Below are 19,556 nucleotides of genomic sequence, written 5' to 3'. Positions count from 1 at the left end.
CCCGGCCCGGTGCCGGCCCGGGTGCCCGCCCCGTGTCTCGTGCCTCAGGCCGGGGCCGGGGCGCGGCGCACACCTGCGGCCAGTTCCCGCGCGAGCGCGCGCACGCCGTCGGCACCGCCGTTCTCGGCGGCCGTGACGAACGCGGAACCGACGACCACGCCGTCGGCGAAGCCCGCGACCTCCGCGGCCTGGTCGGGCGAGCGCACCCCGAGCCCCACCGCGACCGGCAGCGATGTGTGCGCGCGGCAGCGGGCCACGAGCGTGGGAGCGGCGCTCGCGACGGCGTCGCGCGCACCGGTGACGCCCATCGTGGACGTGGCGTAGAGGAACCCGCGGGTGGCGGCCGCCGTGGACGCGATCCGCTCCTCCGTGGAGGACGGCGCCACGAGGAAGATCCGGTCCAGGCCGTGGGCGTCGGAGGCGGCGAGCCACTCCTGTGCCTCGTCCGGGATCAGGTCGGGGGTGATCACGCCGAGCCCGCCCGCCGCCGCGAGGTCGCGGGCGAACGCGTCCACGCCGTAGCGCAGCACCGGGTTGTAGTAGGTCATCACGACCGCCCGGCCGCCCGCGGCGGAGACCCGCTCGACGACCGACAGGACGTCGCGCAGCCGGAAGCCAGCCCGCAGCGCGGTGTCGGCAGCTGCCTGGATGGTGGGCCCGTCCATCACGGGGTCCGAGTACGGGATCCCGACCTCGAGCAGGTCGCAGCCGCCCTCGGTCATCGCGGAGAGCAGGTCGGCCGAACCGTCGACCGTGGGGTAGCCCGCGGGCAGGTAGCCGACGAGGGCACCGCGGCCCTCCGCCCGCGCGGCCTCGAAGATCTTCTGAACGTCGCTCATCGCGGCGGCCCCTCCGTCAAGCTGGCCTCCGCGATCGCGGTGCCGCTGGCGTCCTCGGCGCTCTCCTCCTCGGAGATCATCCCGAACCACTTGGCCGCCGTGTCGACGTCCTTGTCGCCGCGCCCGGACAGGTTCACCAGGATCACGGCCTCCGGCCCCAGCTCCTGGCCCAGCTTCAGCGCCCCCGCCACGGCGTGGGCCGACTCGATCGCCGGGATGATGCCCTCGGTGCGCGAGAGCAGCGCGAAGGCGTCCATCGCCTCGGCGTCGGTGACCGGGCGGTACTCGGCCCGGCCCACGTCCTTGAGCAGCGCGTGCTCCGGCCCGACCCCGGGGTAGTCGAGGCCCGCGGAGATCGAGTGCGACTCGACGGTCTGCCCGTCCTCGTCCTGCAGCAGGTAGGACAGCGCGCCGTGCAGCGCGCCGGGCGTGCCCGCCGTGAGGGTGGCGCCGTGCCGGCCGGTCGCGACGCCGTCACCGCCCGGCTCGAAGCCCACCAGCCGCACGCCCGGGTCGTCGAGGAAGGCGTGGAAGATCCCGATCGCGTTGGAGCCGCCGCCGACGCACGCGGCCACCACGTCCGGCAGCCGCCCGACCCGCTCGAGCACCTGCTCGCGCGCCTCCAGTCCGATGACGCGGTGCAGGTCGCGGACCATCATCGGGAACGGGTGCGGGCCCGCGGCCGTGCCGAGCAGGTAGTGCGTGTCGTCGACGTTGGTGACCCAGTCGCGCAGCGCCTCGTTGATCGCGTCCTTGAGGGTGCGGGAGCCCGTCTTGACCGGCACCACCGTGGCACCGAGCAGCCGCATCCGGGCGACGTTGAGGGCCTGCCGCTCGGTGTCGACCTCGCCCATGTAGACGACGCACTCCAGGCCCAGCAGCGCGCAGGCCGTGGCGGTGGCCACCCCGTGCTGGCCCGCGCCGGTCTCGGCGATCACGCGCTTCTTGCCCATCCGCTTGGTGAGCAGCGCCTGCCCGAGCACATTGTTGATCTTGTGCGAGCCGGTGTGGTTGAGGTCCTCGCGCTTGAGCAGGATCCGCGCGCCGCCCGCGTGCTCGCCCAGCCGCGGCGCGTCGGTCAGCGGCGACGGGCGACCGGTGTAGTCGCGGTGCAGGCGGTCGAGCTCGTCGAGGAAGTCCCGGTCCCCGCGGGCCTTCTCGTACACGGTGGTGAGCTCGTCCAGGGCCGCGATCAGCGCCTCGGGGACGAACCGGCCTCCGAAGCGGCCGAAGTGGCCCCGCTCGTCCGGGTCGTGGTCCGACCGGTGGGCGACCCCGTCGCTCGCCTTGCTGTTCGTACTCACCGGACCATTCTCGAACACGAGGGGTGGAAGCCGGCAGCCACCAGGCTGCGCACGGCCCCTCCCGGGTCTCCGCTGGTGACGAGGCCCTCGCCGACGAGCACGGCGTCGGCCCCCCACCCGGCGTAGGTGAGCAGGTCACCGGGCCCGCGCACGCCGGACTCCGCCACCCGCATGACGTCGGTGGGCAGCCCGGGCGCGATCCGGCCGAAGATCGTGCGGTCGACCTCGAGGGTGTGCAGGTTGCGCGCGTTCACCCCGATGACCTTGGCGCCCGCCTCCAGCGCGCGGTCCGCCTCCTCCTCGGTGTGCACCTCGACGAGCGCGGTCATCCCGAGCGACTCCACCCGGTCGAGCAGGGCGTCGAGCGCGTTCTGCTCCAGCGCGGCGACGATCAGCAGCACCAGGTCGGCGCCGAAGGCCCTGGCCTCGTGCACCTGGTACGGGCTCACCACGAAGTCCTTGCGGAGCACCGGCACGTCGACCACCGCGCGGACGGCGGCGAGGTCGGCCAGCGAACCGCCGAAGCGGCGCCCCTCCGTGAGCACGCTGATCACCCGCGCGCCGTTGTCGGCGTACGACGCGGCCAGCTGCGCCGGGTCGCCGATCTCGGCCAGGTCACCCTTCGACGGGCTCCGCCGCTTCACCTCGGCGATCACCCCGATCCCGGGGGCGCGGAATGCGGCCATCACGTCCCGCGGGGGCGGGGCCGCCGCCGCCCGCCGCTTGATCTCCGCGAAGTCGACCTCCGCCTCACGCACCGCGAGATCGGCCCTGACACCGTCCACGATGGAATCGAGGACACTCGCTCCGCCGTTCGTCATGGCAGCTGTCCCCCTCTCCGGATAGGGCCGGGCGCGAATCATGCTAGACAGCCGCATCTCGCGGCCCGTCCCCAGGATCGTCCCCCGCGTCGCCGGGCGGCGCGTCGGGGGGGTCGACGGTCGGGTCCCGCCCCTCGTCGAGCTCGTCCCACGCGGCGCGGTCCGGGTCGCGCTCCACCCGCCGCCCACCCGGCGCCGCGTACCGCGCGCCGAGCCGCGGCAACCGACGCTCCCGCACGAGCACGACGATCCCGAGGCCGAGCAGCACGAGCGCCCCGGCGATCGCGAGCAGCGGCGCGCCCGTGGCGGCGCTCCCGGGCGGGACGACCAGCAGCGCCCGCAGGCCGAGCACCGCCACCCCGACCCCGACCAGCCCGAGCAGGGCGCCCACCAGCCTGCGCAACAGGCCGCCCGTCGCCACCACGCCCGCCACCCCGGCGAGCGCGAGCAACGCCGTGCCGCCCAGCCAGGGCGCCACCTGCGCGCCGGTGAGCGCGACGGGCGGCCCCCCGGACGAACCGGCACCGGCCGGCGCCCGGTACCAGACCGTGGCCGACCCCGCCCAGAGCAGCACCGCCGAGAGCGCCAGGCCCGCACAGGCCACACCCAGCGCCCGCGGGCTCGGGCGGCCGGTCACCGCGGGGTGGTGGACGCCGCCGGCCCCGACGCCGACCCGGTCGCCGGGTCCGACGGGCGCCCCGGATCGCCGGGGAGATCGCGGCGCGGCTCCGCGAGCGTCGCCGCTGCGCCCTCGCGCGGCTCCGCGAGCGTCGCCGCTGCGCCCTCGCGCGGCTCCGCGAGCGTCGCCGCTGCGCCCTCGCGCGGCTCCGCGAGCGTCGCCGCGGTCGCGACAGCCGACAGCACCGCCCGCGCCTTGTTCAGGCACTCCGCGTCCTCGGCGACCGGGTCGGAGTCGGCCACGATCCCCCCGCCCGCCTGCACGTACGCCACCCCGTCGCGGACCAGCGCCGTGCGGATCGCGATCGCCGTGTCGGCGTCGCCCGCGAAGTCGAGGTAGCCGACGATCCCGCCGTAGAGCCCGCGCCGCGTGGGCTCCAGCTCCTCGATGATCTCCATGGCCCGCGGCTTCGGCGCACCGGACAGCGTGCCGGCCGGGAAGCAGGCCGCGACCGCGTCGAAGGCGATGCGGTCGTCCCGGAGCCTGCCGGTGACCGTCGACACCAGGTGCATGACGTGGCTGTAGCGCTCCACCGCGAAGAAGCTGTGCACCTTCACCGTGCCCGGCTCGCAGACCCGGCCGAGGTCGTTGCGCCCCAGGTCGACGAGCATGACGTGCTCGGCGCGCTCCTTCTCGTCGCTGCGCAGCTCCTTCTCCAGGAGGAGGTCCTCCTCCTCGGTGGCGCCGCGCCAGCGGGTGCCGGCGATGGGGTGCGTGGTGGCCACGCCGTCCCGGACCGTGACGAGTGCCTCGGGGCTGGAGCCGACGATGTCGAAACGTTCACCGGCCGCCGACTCGAGCCGGAGCAGGTACATGTACGGGCTGGGGTTGGTGGCGCGCAGCACGCGGTAGACGTCCAGCGGGTCGGCGCTGCAGTCGGCCTCGAACCGCTGCGACACGACCACCTGGAACGCCTCGCCCGCGCGGATCTGCTCCTTCGCCGCCTCCACGGCCGCGTGGTGCTCCGGCGCCGAGCGGCGGCGCATGAACCGCGGCTCCGCAGGGCGGAACACCGCCACCGTGGACGGCGCGGGCGCCGCGAGGTCGGCCGTCATCCGGTCGAGGCGGGCGACGGCGTCGTCGTAGGCCTCGTCCACCCGCTCGTCGGTGGCGTCCCAGTTGATCGCGTTGGCGATCAGGGTGACCGTGCCCTCGTGGTGGTCGACCGCGGCGAGGTCGGTGGCCAGCAGCATCACCAGCTCGGGCAGCCGCAGGTCGTCCACGGCGTGCTCGGGCAACCGCTCGAGCCGCCGCACCGCGTCGTAGGCGAGGTAGCCGACCATCCCGCCGGTGAGCGGCGGCAGCCCGGGCAGCCGCTCGCTGTGCAGCTCCTCCACCACCGTGCGCAGGGCGGCGAGCGGGTCGCCCGACGTCGGCAGACCGACCGGCACCTCGCCGGTCCACACCAGCTCGCCGTCCACCGCCGTGAGCGCAGCGCGGCAGCGGGCCCCCACGAACGACCACCGCGACCAGGACCGCCCGTTCTCCGCCGACTCGAACAGGAAGGTGCCGGGCCGGTCACCGGCCAGCTTGCGGTAGACCCCGAGCGGGGTCTCGTCGTCGGCGAGCAGCCGCCGGGTCACCGGGATCACCCGGTGACCGGCGGCCAGCGCGCGGAACTCCTCGCGGCTGGGGGTGACCGCGCCGAGGGCGCCGGCAGGCACAGCGCCGGAGGCGCCTATCGGCTGTGTGACGGTCATGTCGCCATTATCTCGACCACCACCAGCGTGTTCCCGTCGGCGTCGCGGAACGTGAACATCGCCGGTACGCCCGGGTAACGCAGGATCTCCGCGTCGACGTCCACGCCGGCGGCGCGCAGGTGCTCGTGGTCGGCCGCCGCGTCCGCGGTGGCGAGCCGGATGCCGGTGTCGACGCCGGTCCGGTCGCCGGCCACCAGCGCGATCGACGTGCTCGCCCCGGCCGGGGCCACGGTGACCCACCGGCCGCCGCCGAACGGGGCGTCGAGCCGCTTCCCGAACCCGAGCACGTCGACGTAGAACGCGAGCGCCTCGTCCTGGTCGCGGACCGGGACCGCCACGGTGGTGACGTCGGTGATGCGGGTGCCTGCCATCTTCGTCCTCCTCGATCGACGACCGTGCACCCGGGACGTCGATGCCCCGGCGCCGTTCTCGACACCTGCAGGAGATTCTCAGTCGGGGAGCGAGAAAATGAGGTCGTGAACGATCGCGCCGGGGCCGCACCCGACGACAGCAGCGCACCCCGCCGGCGCGGACGCCGTCCCGGCGGTGGCGACACGCGCGCCGCGCTGCTCGAGGCCGCGCGCGCGGTGTTCGCCGAGCGCGGCTACGACGGGGCCACGGTGCGGGCGATCGCCGAACGCGCGGGGGTGGACCCGGCGATGGTGAACCACTGGTTCGGTGGCAAGGAACCGCTGTTCGTCGCGGCGCTCGACCTGCCGGCCGACCCCGCCGCCATCATCGGCGAGGCGCTGCCCGGCGATCCCGAGCACCTCGCCGAGCGGGTCATCGCACGGCTCCTGCAGGTCTGGGACGAGACCGGGGGTGCCCAGCTCGCCACGCTGCTGCAGAGCATCGCGGGCCACGAGGTCGCAGCGAGCCTGCTGCGCGAGTTCATCGGCCGCGTGCTGGTGGGCAAGGTCCTCTCCACCGTCGCGCCCGACCGGCCGGAGCTGCGCGCGAGCCTCGCCGGGTCGCAGATGTTCGGGCTCGCGTTCGTCCGCTACGTGCTGAAGGTGGAGCCGCTCGCCTCAGCCGACCACGCCACGATCATCGCCGCGGTGGCGCCGAACCTGCAGCGCTTTCTCACCGGGCCCCTGCCGTGAGCCCGTCGACGAAGCTGCCGAAGCGCGCCCTGCGGTCGGGGGAGCACAGGAACGGGCAGGTCAGGCAGTACGCGTCGGACGGGCGCTCGACCTGCGGCTCGGTCTTGTAGTACAGGCAGCAGGCGGCCCGCACCGGCAGCGCGTAGGTCTCGGTGCCCCACTGCACCTGCTCGTGCCCACCGCGGTCGCGCAGGCGCGCCCCCCGTGCGCCGAGCACGGCACCGAGTTCGGCGACGAGCGCGGCGCCGAGGGCCCGCGCCCGTTCCCGGTCCGTGCCCGCGTAGAGCGGCGCGTAGTGGGCGGCGCCCCGGACGGCGTCCGCGGCGCCGTTCCACAACGGCACGAGCCCGTAACGGGTGGCGGCGCGCACCTCGTCCAGCAGCGGGCGCAGCGTCGCGACGGCCTCCGCCGCCACCCGGTGCAGCAGCGCGGGCAGGTCGGGCAGCACCTCGGCGTCCGGGTGGCCTGCCGCCGGGTCGTCGGGCAGTACGAGCAGGGACGCGTCACGCACGGCGAGCCGCCCGGTGCCCGGGTGCAGTGCGAGGTGCCCGGCCCGCACGTCCCACGCCCGGCGGTCGAGCACCAGCGCGGCCGTGACCCGGCCCAGCACGCCGTGCACGAGGACGCCGCCCACCGTGGTGGCCGCCACCGAGGCCAGCCGGGCCGGGTTGTCCTGCTCCCGCGCCCGCGCGCACCACGCGTCGACGTGCGCCACCACGTCGGCCAGCGACGACCAGCCCGGCTCGGCCGGCACGCCGATGCACGGCGCATAGGCGTCCGGGTGCTCCGGCCGCAGCCCGCGCAACCGCTCCACCGTCGCCGCCAACGCACTCATGAGGTGAGGCTAACCTGATAACGTCGGGCGACGGAAGGAGGCTCAGGCGGGCCGCCGCGGGTCGATGAAGCCGGACTCGTACGCGGCCACCACGGCCTGGGTGCGGTCGCGGGCGCCGACCTTGGCGAGCACGTTGCCGACGTGCGTCTTCACGGTCTCGACGCCGAGCACCAGCTCGCGGGCGATCTCGGCGTTGGACAGGCCCCGGGCCATGAGGCGCAGCACCTCACCCTCCCGCTCCGTGAGCCCGGCGCCGCGCAGCGCGTCGCCGCCGGTCCGGCCGCGGGTGGCGACGAGGTCACGCACGGCCGCCGGGAACAGCAGCGACTCGCCCTCGGCGACGGTGCGCACCGCCTGCACGATCTCGGCCGGGCGCGCTCGTTTGAGCAGGAACCCGGTGGCGCCTGCCTGCAGGGCGTCGTAGACGTAGCCGTCGTTGCCGAACGTCGTGAGCATCAGCACGCGCGGCCGGTCCGTCCCCCGCTGCGACGTCTGCGACACCAGGTGCCGCGTGGCCGTGATCCCGTCGACCGCGGGCATCCGCACGTCCATCAGGACGACGTCGGGCTCGAGCCTGCGCACCAGCCCGGGCACCTCCGCGCCGTCCGACGCCTCCCCGAGCACCTCGATGTCCCGCTCGGCGTCGAGGATCGCCTTCAGCCCGGCCCGCACCAGCTCCTCGTCGTCCACCAGCAGCACGCGGATCACCCGTGCATCCTCGCGTCTCCGAAGGGGAGTCGGGCGGCGACGCGCCAGCGGTCCCCGTCGGGGCCCGCGGCGAGCTCGCCGCGCAGCACGCCGACCCGCTCGCGCATCCCCGCGATCCCGCGACCGCCGCCGGTGCGCCCGTGCGAGGGCCCCAGCGGGTTCGTGATCTCCAGCGCCACGGCGTCCTCCTCCACCGTGACGCGGACGGCGACCGGGACCGGCCCGGCGTGCCGCAGGGCGTTGGTGAGCGCCTCCTGCACGATCCGGTAGGCCTCCCGCGACACCGCGCGCGGCACGGTCCCGGTCGCACCGTCGCGACGCAGGCCGACCGCCACCCCGGCCGACCGCGCGCCGTCCACCAGCGCGTCGAGGTCGCCGAGGTCCGGTGGTGGCGTCCGGTCGCCGCCGTCCCCGTCGCGCAGCAGCCCGAGCACGTGGTCGAGGTCGGCCAGTGCGGTGCGCCCCGCCTCGGCGATGGCGTCGAGGGCCGTCGCGACGAACGCCGGGTCGCTGTCCAGCACCCGTGCGGCGGCGCCGGCCTGCAACGTCGTGACCGTGAGCGCGTGCCCCACCGAGTCGTGCAGCTCCCGGGCGAGCCGGTTGCGCTCGGCCAGCGCGCGCTCGGCGGCGTGCGCCGCGGCGAGCTCGGCCGCCATCCGCTCCGTGCGGGTGGGCCCGAGCATCCGCGGAGCGAGCCGCGCGAGCGCCGCTCCCCCCGCGGCCGCGGCGTGCAACAGCAGGACCGGGAGCAGCGCGCCTACCAGCGGCAGCCACCACGCCCGTCCGCCCGTCGGGAACGGCGGCAGCACCAGCCACGGCGCGAAGACGAAGCCGATCGTCGTGGGGAAGACGACCAGCGTGACCAGCGCGGTGAGCCCGCCCGCCGCGGCGTTGACCACCAGCCAGAGCGCAGCCCGGCGTCGTCCCTGCCACGAGTCCACGGTGGCCGGGTCCGGCTCGGGCACCTCGGCGCCCAGCAGCAGGCGGGCGGCGGTGATCGCCAGTGCCCGGACGCCCGGGACGAGCGTGACGCCGACGGCGATGCCCGTGGCCGGCGCCACGATCGCGACCAGCCCGAGCGGGCCGAGCCCGCCGTTCGTCACCGTCGAGGCGATCAGCCACACCAGCGCCACGTACGGCAGCAGGATCACCGCGCCCAGGAGCAGGTGCACGTACCGGCGGTAGGTCAGCCCGTCGGTGAGCGGGGCCATGAGACGCCGGAGCACCCGACGATCGTCGCAGAGGGGCCGGCCCGCGCCCCTCCCCCGCGGGAGGGAGCGATCTCGTCCCGGCGCGGGAGCCGGAGGGCCGCGGGCGCCGACATCGTGGTCGGCATGACGTTCTCGACGACCGCCCCGCCGCAGGTGCCGACGCCGCCCGGCGTGCGGGTCCTCGGCTGGCTCGCCGTCGCAGGCACCCTGCCGTACCTGACGATCAAGTTCCGGTGGCTCACCGGCGGCACGACCGGCGTCCGCGAGCCGGGGTTCCTCGCGGACCCCGCGGTCGTGGCGGCCAACGCCGTCACCTTCGCGATGGACCTCGTCGTCATCGGGCTCGCCCTCGCGCTGACCCACCGGTGGGGCGACCGGCTCCCCGCGTGGCTGGTGCTGCTGCCGACGTGGGTGGGCACCGGGTTCCTCGTCCCGATGGTCGTGTCGGTCCTGCCGGGAACGCTGTTCCTGCTGGTCACCGACGGGCTCGGCGGGACGTGGTTCGAACCGTGGCTGCAACCGGTGGTCTACGGCGGGTTCGCGTGGCAGGGCGTCTTCCTGTGCGCCGCGTTCGTCGCGCACGCGGTGCGGCGCTGGTCGGGCGTGGTCGTCGCGGTGGCTCCGCCGGTGCCCGCACTGGTCCCGCTGCTGCGCGTCCTCACCGCGGGCGGGTGCGTCATGGCCGCCGCGAGCGCGCTCCTGCACCTGCTGGTGGGGCTCTCCGGCGGGTCGCCCGTCGAGCCGGGCATCGAGGCGGTGAGCGCCGCACTCGCGATCGCGGGCGCCGCGGGGGCGGTCGCGCTCGTACGCGGGCGACGGGGGTCGCGGTGGGCCGCGGTGGCGGCGGCCTGGACGGGTACCGCCGCGATGTTCTCCTGGGGCCTCTACACCGTCGTCGTGCGGATGGCGGCGGGCGGCTTCACCTCGTACGCAGCAGCCGCCGGAACGGCGCAGGTCACCGGCCTGCTCGGCGGGTTCGCCCTCGCGGTGGCCTGCCTGCTCGCCCTCGTCGGCACCGGGGAGAGCCGGCGCGGGTGACGGGGGCGCGTCCCGGCCGCGAAGGGGGGTGGCCGGGACGCGACCCCGTCATGCGGGCGCGTCGATCACCTGGATGCGCACCCGCTTGTTGCCCTTGCCCTTCGACTCGGTGCCCGTGACGCGGACCGCGCCGACCTCGGCGGTGCTCGACACGTGCGTGCCGCCGTCGGCCTGCTTGTCCAGCCCCACGATGTCGATCACGCGCAGCGGGTCGATCTCCCGGGGGATGAGGTTGGCCGCCGTGCGGATCAGCGCCGGGTCGGCGTCGGCGGCGTCGCGGCCCAGGAAGTCGACCACCACGGCCCGCGCCGCCGCCAGCTCCTCGTTGATCCGGGCCTCGAGCCGCTTGCCCAGCTCGACCGAGATCGACTCGAGCGGGAAGTCCAGGCGCCCCGAGCCGGGCTCCATGTTCCCGCCGGTCACCGGGATCGCGAACTCCGACCAGACCACCCCGCACAGCACGTGCAGGGCGGTGTGGGTGCGCATGAGCAGGTGCCGGCGCGACCAGTCGATCTCCCCGGCCAGCCCGGTGCCCGCGCCGGGCAGCTCGGGGGTGTCGACCCAGTGCCAGATGCGGCCCGCCTCGCGCTTGACCTTCGTGACGGCGACCGGCCCGCCGCCCCAGTCGAGCGTCCCGAGATCGTGCGGCTGGCCGCCCCCGCCGGGGTAGAACGCGGTGCGCGCGAGCGCCACGCGGCCGGCGTCCCGGTCGACGTCGGTGATCGCGGCCTCGAAGGAGCGGAGGTAGGCGTCGGTGGCGAAGAGCTCCTCGGTCACGGGCCGACACTAGGACGTCGGCTCGGGGCGCCGGGGACCGGGCGCTGCTCACACACCCACTGTGGGCCCGGCACACCAACTGCAGTTGCTGTGCGAGCGCCGACGTTGGTGTGTCAGCTGCCTGCGGCGAGCAGGACGTCGGCGTCGAAGCAGCTGTGGGTGCCCGTGTGGCAGGCCGGGCCGGTCTGGTCCACCACCACGAGCAGGGCGTCGCCGTCGCAGTCGAGGCGCACCTCGTGCACGTGCTGGACGTGGCCCGAGGTCTCGCCCTTCACCCAGTACGCCTCCCGGGACCGCGACCAGTACGTCGCGCGGCCCGTGGTGAGCGTGCGGTGCAACGCCTCGTCGTCCATCCACGCGACCATCAGCACGTCGCCGGTGCCGCGCTCCTGCACCACCGCGCAGACCAGCCCGTCCGGGGTGCGCTTGAGCCGGGCGGCGACCGCGGGGTCGAGCGCCGAGTCCACGACCTTCGTCATCGGACCTCCACGTGTGCGGCCCGCAGCCCGTCCTTGACGTCCTTGATCCGCAGCTGGCCGAAGTGGAAGACGCTCGCGGCGAGCACGGCGTCCGCCCCGGCGCCGATCGCGGGCGGGAAGTGCTCCACCGCCCCCGCTCCCCCGCTGGCGATCACCGGGACGTCCACGACGGCCCGCACCGCCTTGATCATCTCCAGGTCGAAGCCCGCCTGCGTGCCGTCGGCGTCCATCGAGTTGAGCAGGATCTCCCCCACGCCGAGCTCCTGGCCGCGCGCGGCCCACTCGACGGCGTCGATCCCGGTGCCGCGGCGCCCGCCGTGGGTGGTGACCTCCCAGCCGGACGGTGTGGCCCGACCGCCCTCCGGCACCTTCCGCGCGTCCACCGACAGCACGATGCACTGCGCGCCGAACCGCCTGCTCGCCTCGTGCAGCAGCTCGGGGCGCTGGATCGCCGCGGTGTTGATGCCGACCTTGTCGGCGCCCGCGCGCAGCAGCGTGTCGACGTCCTCGGTGGAGCGGACGCCGCCGCCGACGGTGAGCGGGATGAACACCTGCTCCGCGGTGCGCCGCACGACGTCCAGCATCGTGGCGCGACCCCCGGACGACGCCGTGACGTCGAGGAACGTCAGCTCGTCCGCGCCCTCGGCGTCGTAGACCCTGGCCATCTCCACCGGGTCGCCCGCGTCGCGCAGGTCGACGAAGTTGACGCCCTTCACCACCCGCCCGGCGTCGACGTCCAGGCACGGGATGACCCGAACAGCTACCCCCATCAGCCCGCCGCCCGGTCCGCCGGCCGCACCGCCCGCACCGCGTCGAGGGCCTCGGGGAGGGTGAACCGGCCTGCGTAGAGCGCCTTGCCGACGATCGAGCCCTCGATGCCCACCCCGGACGCGGCCAGCTCGGCGAGCGCCACCAGGTCGGACACCTCCGCGATGCCGCCGGAGGCGATCACCGGGGCCTTCGTGGCCGCGGCGACCGACCGCAGCAGGTCCAGGTTGGGCCCGCGCAGGGTGCCGTCCTTGCTGACGTCGGTGACGACGTAGCGGGCGCAGCCGTCGCGGTCGAGCCGGTCGAGCACCTCCCACAGGTCGCCGCCGTCGCGGGTCCAGCCACGGGCCGCGAGCCGGTGCTCCCCGTCGACGATTCGCACGTCCAGCCCGACGGCGATCCGGGCGCCGTGCGTGGCGATGGCCCGCGCGCACCACTCGGGGTCCTCGAGCGCGGCCGTGCCGAGGTTCACCCGGGCGCAGCCGGTGGACAGCGCGCGCTCCAGGGAGGCGTCGTCCCGGATGCCGCCGGACAGCTCCACCGCCACGTCCAGCTCGCCGACGACCCCGGCCAGCAGCTCGGCGTTGGAACCGCGGCCGAACGCGGCGTCGAGGTCGACGAGGTGGATCCACTCGGCGCCGTCGCGCTGCCACTGCAACGCTGCATCGCGCGGGGCGCCGTACCCGGTCTCGGTGCCGGCCTCACCCTGGACCAGGCGCACGGCCTGACCGTCGGCGACGTCGACGGCAGGAAGGAGCGTGAAACTCACACCGACGAGCCTACCGAGCGTGCACGGACCGTTCCGCCTGCACATCGTGCGCGTGCGCGCAGCGGCCACGCGGGTGAGCCCACCGCCCCGGCACGCATCGGCGCACGTCCGCGCCACCGCCGCGCAGATCGGTCGATCGGCGTCCCCCGCGCGACGGGCGGTCCGATCACTACCCTCCGGGCATGGAGGTCTTCGCATCCTGGACCCGCTGGCCCGCCGCCGAGGCGGCGCTCGCCCCTCGCCTGCCCGCGGACACCGTCTCCGCGCTCGCGCGCGCGTACGCCGTCGCCGAGGGGCACCACGGGGCTCAGACCCGGCCCGCGGGCGAGCCCTACGTCCACCACCTGCTCGAGGCGCTGGAGATCGCCGTGCGCTCCGGCGCGACGGACCGCGACGTCCTCGTGGCCGTGCTGCTCCACGACGTCGTGGAGGACACCCCGTGCACGCTGGACGAGGTCCGTGCGGAGTTCGGCGACCGGGTCGCGGAGCTCGTCGGCTGGGTCACCAAGCCCGAGGGCGAGGGGGTTCGCGAGCGCTACCTCGGGCGCTTCACGTCCGCCCCCGCGGACGTGCTCACCGTCAAGCTCGCCGACCGCTACAGCAACGTGCAGCGGCTGCACACCCATCCACGGCCGGCGAAGGCGCGGACCTACTACGCCGAGACCGTCCGGGTCTTCCTCCCGCTGGCGGACCGCTCGCCGTACTTCCGCGAGCGGTTCCACGAGTGGGCCGCCCACTTCGCGCCGCAGCTCGGCTGACCCCGGGCGGCTACCCGACGACGTCGCGCAGCCAGTTGCGCAGCACCGTGGCGCCGGCGTCGCCCGACTTCTCCGGGTGGAACTGGGTGGCTGCCAGCGCGCCGTTCTCGACGGCCGCCACGAAGTCCTCCCCGTGGTGGGCCCAGGTGACGAGCGGCGGCTTCAGCACGTCCGACTCCTCCAGCTCCCAGCGCCGGACGCCGAAGGAGTGCACGAAGTAGAAGCGCGTGTCGGCGTCGAGGCCGGCGAACAGCGTGGTGCCGGCCGGGGCGCGCACGGTGTTCCAGCCCATGTGCGGCAGCACGTCGGCCTTGAGCCGCTCGACGGTGCCCGGCCACTGCCCGCACCCCGCCGTGCGCTCGCCCCACTCCACGCCGAGGTCGAACAGCACCTGCATGCCCACGCAGATCCCCAGCACCGGGCGGCCGCCCGCGAGCCGGCGCTCGATGATCCGCGGCCCGTCGACGCCGGACAGCCCGGCCATGCAGGCGGCGAAGGCGCCCACGCCCGGGACGACGAGCCCGTCGGCCTCCAGCGCGGCATGCGGGTCGGCCGTGACCGCGACGTCGGCGCCCACGCGCTGCAGCGCGCGTTCCGCGGAACGCAGGTTCCCCGATCCGTAGTCCAGCACGACGATCCTCGACACGCGGTCAAGGATATGCGTCCCGCGGGTCGGGGCCCGAGCAGCGCCGGCGGGCCTACGGCGATGCCGTCGGCCCGCCGGTTGGCCTCCGCTCCCGTCGCCACCACCACCGCATCGAGCACGTCGGAGCCGAGCGCCCCCTGCAGCCGGCGGAGATGGCGAACCTCACCGTCGTCGACCACGGCGTTCAACGTGACCTCGATCGCCACCACCCGGTGGTCGGCGCGCACGCCGAGCACCACCCGAGCCTCGAACAGGTGTCCGAGCAGGGGCCCGTTCCGGGGTACCGGTGGTCCGACCGGTGCGGGCCAACGCGCTACACCTGGTCGGGTTCCCGGGGCCGGGACCACAAGTCCGTCGGGTCGTCGCCGGGCCGGAACCCGCAGCCCATGGCCGTCTCCGCAGCCTCCGCGAAGCGCTTCGCGAGGTCGCGCGGCCGGTGCGCGTCGCTGCCGAACGACACCGCGTCACCGCCTGCGTCGGCCCACCACCGCACCAGCTCCGGGGCGAGCGGAACCCGCGTGTTGATCTCCAGGGCACGGCCGCTCGCGGCGAGCGCGGTGAGCACCTCGCGGAACTCGTCCGCGAAGTCGGCGGGCCGGAACGGCCGCCCGGACGCCGGCCAGTGCCGCACCGGGTAGTCGATGTGGGCGAGCACCGCGAACGGCGCGTCGGACGCGGCCATCCGGCGGGCCTCGGCCAGGTAGTCGCGCAGGACGTCGGCGGGCGACCGGGCGCGCATGGCGTGGTCGACCAGCCGCGGCTCGTCCCGCCCACCGACCGAGTGCACCGACCCCAGCACCCGCTCGAACCGCCCGCCCGCGAGCAACGCGGCCGTCCGCTCGGGATGCCAGTGCGGCTCGGACAGCTCGACGCCGGACAGGATCCGCAGCCCCGGGTATCGCTCCCGGCAGCGCCGCACGCAGTCCAGGTAGCCCTCGACGTCCAGCTCGCGCGGCGCGATCCGGCCGTCGGGGCGCAGCCAGCGGCGCAGCACGTCGGACATCGGGTCCTCGGCCCGCACGACCCATGGGGTGAGATCCGCGTGCTCGGTGAACGCCACCGACGGGAGCCGCAGCCGCGCGGCCCGCCTGCAGGTGGCCTCCATCGCGCCGTGGACGGCGTCCCACGACCACTCGGTGTGGACGTGGTTGTCGGGCGGCAGGGACGCGCGCCGGAACCTCAGAGGGTGCCCTTCGTCGACGCGATCCCGGTGATCCGGGCGTCCGGTTCGACGGCGGCCCGCAGCGCACGGGCGATCGCCTTGAACTCGGCCTCGGTGACGTGGTGCGGGTCGCGCCCGTCCAGGACGCGCACGTGCAGGGCGAGGTGGCCGTGGAAGGCCAGCGACTCGAACACGTGCCGGTTGAGCACGGTCGGGTAGTGGCCGCCGACGACGAACCCCTGCATGACGTCCGGCTCCCCGGTGTGCACGGTGTAGGGGCGGCCGGACACGTCGACGACGGCCTGGGCGAGCGCCTCGTCCATCGGGATCCAGGCGTCGCCGAAACGGCGGATGCCCGCCTTGTCGCCGAGCGCCTGCCGGATCGCCTGGCCGAGCACGATCGCGACGTCCTCGACGGTGTGGTGCACGTCGATCTCGACGTCACCCTCGGCGCGGACGGTGAGGTCGAACGCGCCGTGCTTGCCGAACGCGTCGAGCATGTGGTCGTAGAACGGCACCCCGGTCGAGATCTCGGTGGTGCCGGTGCCGTCGAGGTCGATCTCGACGAGCACCTTCGACTCCTTGGTGGTCCGCTCCACGCGGCCGTTGCGGGTCACCGGCTGGTCTCCTGGTCTAGTACGTCGGCGGCGGTCTGCAGGAACGCGTCGTTCTCCTCCGGCGTGCCGATCGTGACCCGCAGGTGCTCCGGGATCCCGACGTCGCGGATCAGCACCCCCCGGTCGAGGAAGGCCCGCCACGCGCGCGGCGCGTCGGCGAACCGGCCGAACAGCACGAAGTTGGCGTCGCTCGGCACGACGTCGTAGCCGGCGGCGGCGAGCGCCGGCACCACGCGGTCGCGCTCGGCGCGCAGCAGCGCCACCGAGCCGAGGGTGGCGCCCGCGTGGCGCAGCGCCGCGCGCGCGGCGGCCTGGGTGAGCGCGGACAGGTGGTAGGGCAGCCGCACGAGCTGGAGCGCGTCGACGACGGCGGGCGCCGCCGCGAGGTAGCCGAGGCGGCCTCCGGCGAACGCGAACGCCTTGCTCATCGTGCGGCACACCACGAGCTTGTGGCCGTGCGTGCCGAGCAGGGAGATCGCGCTGGGCCGGTCGGAGAACTCGGCGTACGCCTCGTCGACGACCACCATCCCGGGGGCCGCGTCGACCAGCAGGGCCAGCTCGTCCGGTTCGATGCTCTGCCCGGTGGGGTTGTTCGGGCTGGTGATGAACGTGAGGTCGGGGGCGTGCTCGCGCAGCACCGACGCGGCCTCCCGGACGTCGAGCGAGAAGTCCGAACGCCGGGGCGCGGGCAGCCACTCCGTGCGCGTGCCCGAGGCGATGATCGGGTGCATCGAGTACGACGGCTCGAACCCGACGGCGACGCGCCCCGGCCCGCCGAACGCCTGCATGATCTGCTGCAGCACCTCGTTGGAGCCGTTGGCCGCCCACAGGTTCGCGCACGTCAGCGGCACGCCCGTCGACGCGGTGAGGTAGTCGGCGAGGTCGGTGCGCAAGCCGACGGCGTTCCGGTCGGGGTAGCGGTGCAGCTCCTCCGCCGCCGTGTGCACGGCCTTGGTGATGTCGGAGACGAGCTCGGGCGGCGGCGGGTACGGGTTCTCGTTGGTGTTGAGCCGGACCGCGACCTCCAGCTGGGGGGCGCCGTAGGGGCTGCGGCCGCGCAGGTCCTCGCGCAGGGGCAGGTCGTCGAGCGTGACGTCTCCGCCGACGGTGTCGTGAACCGCCGTCATCGGGTGGACCTCGCGGTGTCGAACCGTGCCGTGACCGCTTCCCCGTGTGCGGGCAGGTCCTCGGCGCCTGCGAGGGTGACCACCTGGTCGGCCACGGCGCGCAGCGCGTCCTCGGTGTACTCGACCACGTGCACGCCCTTCAGGAACGTCTGGACCGACAGGCCCGCCGAGTGCCGCGCGCACCCGCCGGTGGGCAGCACGTGGTTGGAGCCCGCGCAGTAGTCGCCGAGCGACACCGGCGCGTACGGGCCGACGAAGACCGCCCCCGCGTTGCGGACGCGCAGCGCGATCTCACGGGCGTCGCGGGTCTGGATCTCCAGGTGCTCGGCGGCGTAGGCGTCGACGACGGTGAGCCCGGCGTCGAGGTCGTCCACGAGCACGACACCGGACTGCGGGCCGCCCAGCGCGGTGCGGATCCGCTCGCCGTGCTTGGTGGCCGCCACCCGCAGCTCCAGCTCACGCTCGACGGCGTCGACCAGCTCCTGCGACGGGGTGACCAGCACCGACGCCGCGGCCGGGTCGTGCTCGGCCTGGCTGATCAGATCGGCCGCCACGTGCACCGGGTCGGCGGTGTCGTCGGCGAGCACCGCGATCTCGGTGGTGCCCGCCTCCGCGTCGATCCCGATCAGCCCGCGCAGCAGCCGCTTCGCGGCGGTGACGTAGATGTTGCCCGGCCCGGTGACCATGTCCACCGGCTCCAGCTCGGCGCCGTCGGTGTCGGTGCCGCCGTACGCGAGCAGCGCGACGGCCTGCGCGCCACCGACCGCCCACACCTCCTCGACCCCCAGGAGCGCCGCCGCGGCCAGCACCGTGGGGTGCGGCAGGCCGCCGTGCTCGGCCTGCGGCGGCGAGGCCAGCACGATCGACCCGACGCCCGCGGCCTGCGCGGGCACCACGTTCATCACCACGCTGGACGGGTAGACGGCCAGCCCGCCCGGGGCGTAGAGACCCACCCGCTGCACCGGCACGAACCGCTCGGTGACCGTGCCGCCGGGCGCGACCTGCGTGACCAGGTCGGCGCGCCGCTGGTCGGTATGCACCAGGCGGGCCCGCTCGATCGCGGTCTCCAACGCCGCCCGCACCGCCGGGTCGAGCGCGGCGAGCGCGCCCTGCAGGGTCTGCGCCGGCACCCGGACGACGGTCGGGCGCACCCGCTCGAACCGCTCCGCGAACTCCAGCACCGCCTCGACGCCGCGCTCGTGCACCGCGTCCACGATCGGCCGCACCTGGTGCAGCGCCGCGTCGACGTCCTGCTCGGCCCGCGGCAGCAGGCCGCGCAGGCGAGCGGTACGAGGCAGGGGTGCACCACGCAGGTCGAGTCGCCGAAGCATGAGGTCCAGCGTAATCCGCCCCGAAACCAGCACCTCGCAGCTGCACTGCCGCTCCTGGCCTTGGGGTGGGGAGCATCACGCGTCGGTCGCCTGCGTGGTGGCGCTCCACGTCGACCAGCTCGCGTTCCCGCGAGGGACGAGGCCGGCTACTCCACCGGCATCCCGAGCGCCGCCGCGGCGGCGGCCTGCCTGTGGTCCCGGGTGACGAGCACGACGGGTTCACCTGCTGCGAGCTCCGCAGCGGTGCTGCGCGCCACGGCGAGGTGCAGCGCGTCCAGGCTGCGGAGCGGGTGCTTCGCCACGAGGTCGGCGGCGAGCCCGAACACGACCTCGGGCTGCAGGCGCAGCAGGGCGATCGGGCCGTCCTCGCCGCAGTCGGTGTCGACCACGTCGAGCAGCTCCGCCGGGTCCCGCAGCCGGCCCGCCCGGTGCGCGGCGTGCACCGCGCTCGCCACCTCCAGCCTGGTCAGCTCGCTCGTCACGACCGGTTCGACCGCCTCGAGCAGCAGCGCGCGCAGCTCCTCGTGGTCCGGCTCGTCGGGGAAGTAGCAGCGCACGAGCGCCGAGGTGTCGACGTAGCGCAGCATCAACGGCCGTCGCGGTCGGCCGTGAGCGCATCGCTCACCGGCGTCCCCAGCCCCTCCAGACGACGGATCACGTCCTGCCGGGAGCGCATCGCGGTGGGCCGGGGCGGCACGACCCGCTGCCCGGATCGCTCGATCCGGCGCCGGACGGACTCCGCGTCGTCCTCCACCGCAGCGGCCAGCACGCTCGCAACCAGGTCGTTCAGGGAACGGTCCTGCTCCGCTGCACGCTGCTTGAGCCTGCGGTGCAGATCGTCGTCGATCCGGGCGATCAGCTGCTTCACGACGACGATGATATCG

Annotated in this window: 23 protein-coding genes; 3 read left to right on the top strand and 20 right to left on the bottom strand. The window is 75.0% G+C overall.

Annotated features, from left to right (window positions below):
- Nucleotides 1–44: 44 nt before the first annotated feature.
- From trpA to ABEA81_RS12890, 6 genes are read right to left on the bottom strand one after another with little or no spacing between them, the layout of a single operon-like run.
- On the bottom strand, nt 45–839 hold the full coding sequence (trpA, locus tag ABEA81_RS12915) for a tryptophan synthase subunit alpha (RefSeq protein ID WP_345605228.1): 795 nt from the start codon (nt 837–839) through the stop codon (nt 45–47).
- Nucleotides 836–2,143 (bottom strand): tryptophan synthase subunit beta, encoded by a 1,308-nt coding sequence (gene trpB, locus ABEA81_RS12910; protein WP_345605227.1) that lies wholly within the window; start codon nt 2,141–2,143, stop codon nt 836–838. Before trpB ends, trpA begins: the two co-directional genes overlap by 4 nt.
- Nucleotides 2,140–2,964, bottom strand: coding sequence for an indole-3-glycerol phosphate synthase TrpC (gene trpC, locus ABEA81_RS12905; protein WP_345605226.1), 825 nt, complete (start codon nt 2,962–2,964; stop codon nt 2,140–2,142). Before trpC ends, trpB begins: the two co-directional genes overlap by 4 nt.
- 43 nt (nt 2,965–3,007) lie before the next feature.
- Entirely contained in the window at nt 3,008–3,601 is a 594-nt protein-coding gene (locus tag ABEA81_RS12900) for a Trp biosynthesis-associated membrane protein (protein ID WP_345605225.1), read from the bottom strand.
- Entirely contained in the window at nt 3,598–5,343 is a 1,746-nt protein-coding gene (locus tag ABEA81_RS12895; RefSeq protein ID WP_345605224.1) for an anthranilate synthase component I, read from the bottom strand. The genes ABEA81_RS12900 and ABEA81_RS12895 overlap by 4 nt, the downstream gene beginning before the upstream one ends.
- Entirely contained in the window at nt 5,340–5,714 is a 375-nt protein-coding gene (locus ABEA81_RS12890; protein WP_345605223.1) for a VOC family protein, read from the bottom strand. The genes ABEA81_RS12895 and ABEA81_RS12890 overlap by 4 nt, the downstream gene beginning before the upstream one ends.
- 105 nt (nt 5,715–5,819) lie before the next feature.
- On the opposite strand from ABEA81_RS12890, the gene ABEA81_RS12885 reads away from it, so the two are divergent.
- Nucleotides 5,820–6,446 (top strand): TetR/AcrR family transcriptional regulator, encoded by a 627-nt coding sequence (locus tag ABEA81_RS12885; RefSeq protein ID WP_345605222.1) that lies wholly within the window; start codon nt 5,820–5,822, stop codon nt 6,444–6,446.
- On the opposite strand, the gene ABEA81_RS12880 is transcribed toward ABEA81_RS12885, so the two are convergent.
- The 3 genes from ABEA81_RS12880 to ABEA81_RS12870 are packed head-to-tail and all read right to left on the bottom strand — an operon-like array spanning nt 6,427 to nt 9,215.
- Nucleotides 6,427–7,281: a hypothetical protein gene (locus ABEA81_RS12880; protein WP_345605221.1), complete on the bottom strand. Its 855-nt coding sequence runs from the start codon at nt 7,279–7,281 to the stop codon at nt 6,427–6,429. The two genes, ABEA81_RS12885 and ABEA81_RS12880, sit on opposite strands and share 20 nt — an antisense overlap.
- A 42-nt stretch (nt 7,282–7,323) precedes the next feature.
- Complete coding sequence (locus tag ABEA81_RS12875) at nt 7,324–7,989, bottom strand: response regulator transcription factor (protein WP_345605220.1); 666 nt, start codon at nt 7,987–7,989, stop codon at nt 7,324–7,326.
- Nucleotides 7,986–9,215 (bottom strand): sensor histidine kinase, encoded by a 1,230-nt coding sequence (locus ABEA81_RS12870; protein ID WP_345605219.1) that lies wholly within the window; start codon nt 9,213–9,215, stop codon nt 7,986–7,988. Before ABEA81_RS12870 ends, ABEA81_RS12875 begins: the two co-directional genes overlap by 4 nt.
- Before the next feature lie 108 nt (nt 9,216–9,323).
- Between ABEA81_RS12870 and ABEA81_RS12865 the strand changes: the two genes are divergently transcribed.
- Entirely contained in the window at nt 9,324–10,238 is a 915-nt protein-coding gene (locus tag ABEA81_RS12865) for a hypothetical protein (protein WP_345605218.1), read from the top strand.
- A 48-nt stretch (nt 10,239–10,286) separates the two neighbouring features.
- On the opposite strand, the gene ABEA81_RS12860 is transcribed toward ABEA81_RS12865, so the two are convergent.
- The 4 genes from ABEA81_RS12860 to priA form a co-directional block, all read right to left on the bottom strand.
- Nucleotides 10,287–11,015: an alanyl-tRNA editing protein gene (locus ABEA81_RS12860; protein ID WP_345605217.1), complete on the bottom strand. Its 729-nt coding sequence runs from the start codon at nt 11,013–11,015 to the stop codon at nt 10,287–10,289.
- A 113-nt stretch (nt 11,016–11,128) separates the two neighbouring features.
- Entirely contained in the window at nt 11,129–11,482 is a 354-nt protein-coding gene (hisI, locus tag ABEA81_RS12855) for a phosphoribosyl-AMP cyclohydrolase (RefSeq protein ID WP_345605367.1), read from the bottom strand.
- Nucleotides 11,483–11,490: 8 nt separating this feature from the next.
- Nucleotides 11,491–12,264 carry an imidazole glycerol phosphate synthase subunit HisF gene (hisF, locus tag ABEA81_RS12850; RefSeq protein WP_345605216.1) on the bottom strand — a complete coding sequence of 258 codons (774 nt, stop codon included), beginning with the start codon at nt 12,262–12,264 and terminating at the stop codon, nt 11,491–11,493.
- Nucleotides 12,264–13,031, bottom strand: a complete 768-nt coding sequence (gene priA, locus ABEA81_RS12845; RefSeq protein WP_345605215.1) for a bifunctional 1-(5-phosphoribosyl)-5-((5-phosphoribosylamino)methylideneamino)imidazole-4-carboxamide isomerase/phosphoribosylanthranilate isomerase PriA — start codon at nt 13,029–13,031, stop codon at nt 12,264–12,266. The genes hisF and priA overlap by 1 nt, the downstream gene beginning before the upstream one ends.
- A 182-nt stretch (nt 13,032–13,213) precedes the next feature.
- Here priA and ABEA81_RS12840 point away from each other — a divergent pair, with 182 nt between their 5' ends.
- Nucleotides 13,214–13,789: an HD domain-containing protein gene (locus ABEA81_RS12840; protein WP_345605214.1), complete on the top strand. Its 576-nt coding sequence runs from the start codon at nt 13,214–13,216 to the stop codon at nt 13,787–13,789.
- A 10-nt stretch (nt 13,790–13,799) separates the two neighbouring features.
- Here the strand turns inward: ABEA81_RS12840 and hisH are convergent, their stop codons facing one another.
- The 7 genes from hisH to ABEA81_RS12805 form a co-directional block, all read right to left on the bottom strand.
- Complete coding sequence (hisH, locus tag ABEA81_RS12835) at nt 13,800–14,435, bottom strand: imidazole glycerol phosphate synthase subunit HisH (RefSeq protein ID WP_345605213.1); 636 nt, start codon at nt 14,433–14,435, stop codon at nt 13,800–13,802.
- 313 nt (nt 14,436–14,748) lie between these two features.
- Nucleotides 14,749–15,597: a PHP domain-containing protein gene (locus tag ABEA81_RS12830; protein WP_345605366.1), complete on the bottom strand. Its 849-nt coding sequence runs from the start codon at nt 15,595–15,597 to the stop codon at nt 14,749–14,751.
- Nucleotides 15,598–15,614: 17 nt separating this feature from the next.
- The gene (hisB, locus tag ABEA81_RS12825) at nt 15,615–16,214 is read right to left on the bottom strand and encodes an imidazoleglycerol-phosphate dehydratase HisB (protein WP_345605212.1); all 600 of its coding nucleotides are present in this window, start codon (nt 16,212–16,214) and stop codon (nt 15,615–15,617) included.
- A complete protein-coding gene (locus tag ABEA81_RS12820; protein WP_345605211.1) occupies nt 16,211–17,341 on the bottom strand; it encodes a histidinol-phosphate transaminase in 1,131 nt (376 codons plus the stop codon). The genes hisB and ABEA81_RS12820 overlap by 4 nt, the downstream gene beginning before the upstream one ends.
- The gene (gene hisD, locus ABEA81_RS12815; protein ID WP_345605210.1) at nt 17,338–18,672 is read right to left on the bottom strand and encodes a histidinol dehydrogenase; all 1,335 of its coding nucleotides are present in this window, start codon (nt 18,670–18,672) and stop codon (nt 17,338–17,340) included. Before hisD ends, ABEA81_RS12820 begins: the two co-directional genes overlap by 4 nt.
- 146 nt (nt 18,673–18,818) lie before the next feature.
- Nucleotides 18,819–19,259, bottom strand: coding sequence for a type II toxin-antitoxin system VapC family toxin (locus tag ABEA81_RS12810; protein WP_345605209.1), 441 nt, complete (start codon nt 19,257–19,259; stop codon nt 18,819–18,821).
- Nucleotides 19,259–19,540 (bottom strand): FitA-like ribbon-helix-helix domain-containing protein, encoded by a 282-nt coding sequence (locus ABEA81_RS12805; RefSeq protein WP_345605208.1) that lies wholly within the window; start codon nt 19,538–19,540, stop codon nt 19,259–19,261. The genes ABEA81_RS12810 and ABEA81_RS12805 overlap by 1 nt, the downstream gene beginning before the upstream one ends.
- Nucleotides 19,541–19,556: the final 16 nt, after the last annotated feature.

Origin of the sequence: Pseudonocardia adelaidensis (assembly GCF_039543345.1) — a bacterium.
In the GTDB taxonomy this organism is placed as follows: Bacteria; Actinomycetota; Actinomycetes; order Mycobacteriales; family Pseudonocardiaceae; genus Pseudonocardia; species Pseudonocardia adelaidensis.
The sequence above is the reverse complement of the archived record's forward strand: the minus strand, read 5'-3'. Positions and strand labels throughout refer to the sequence as shown.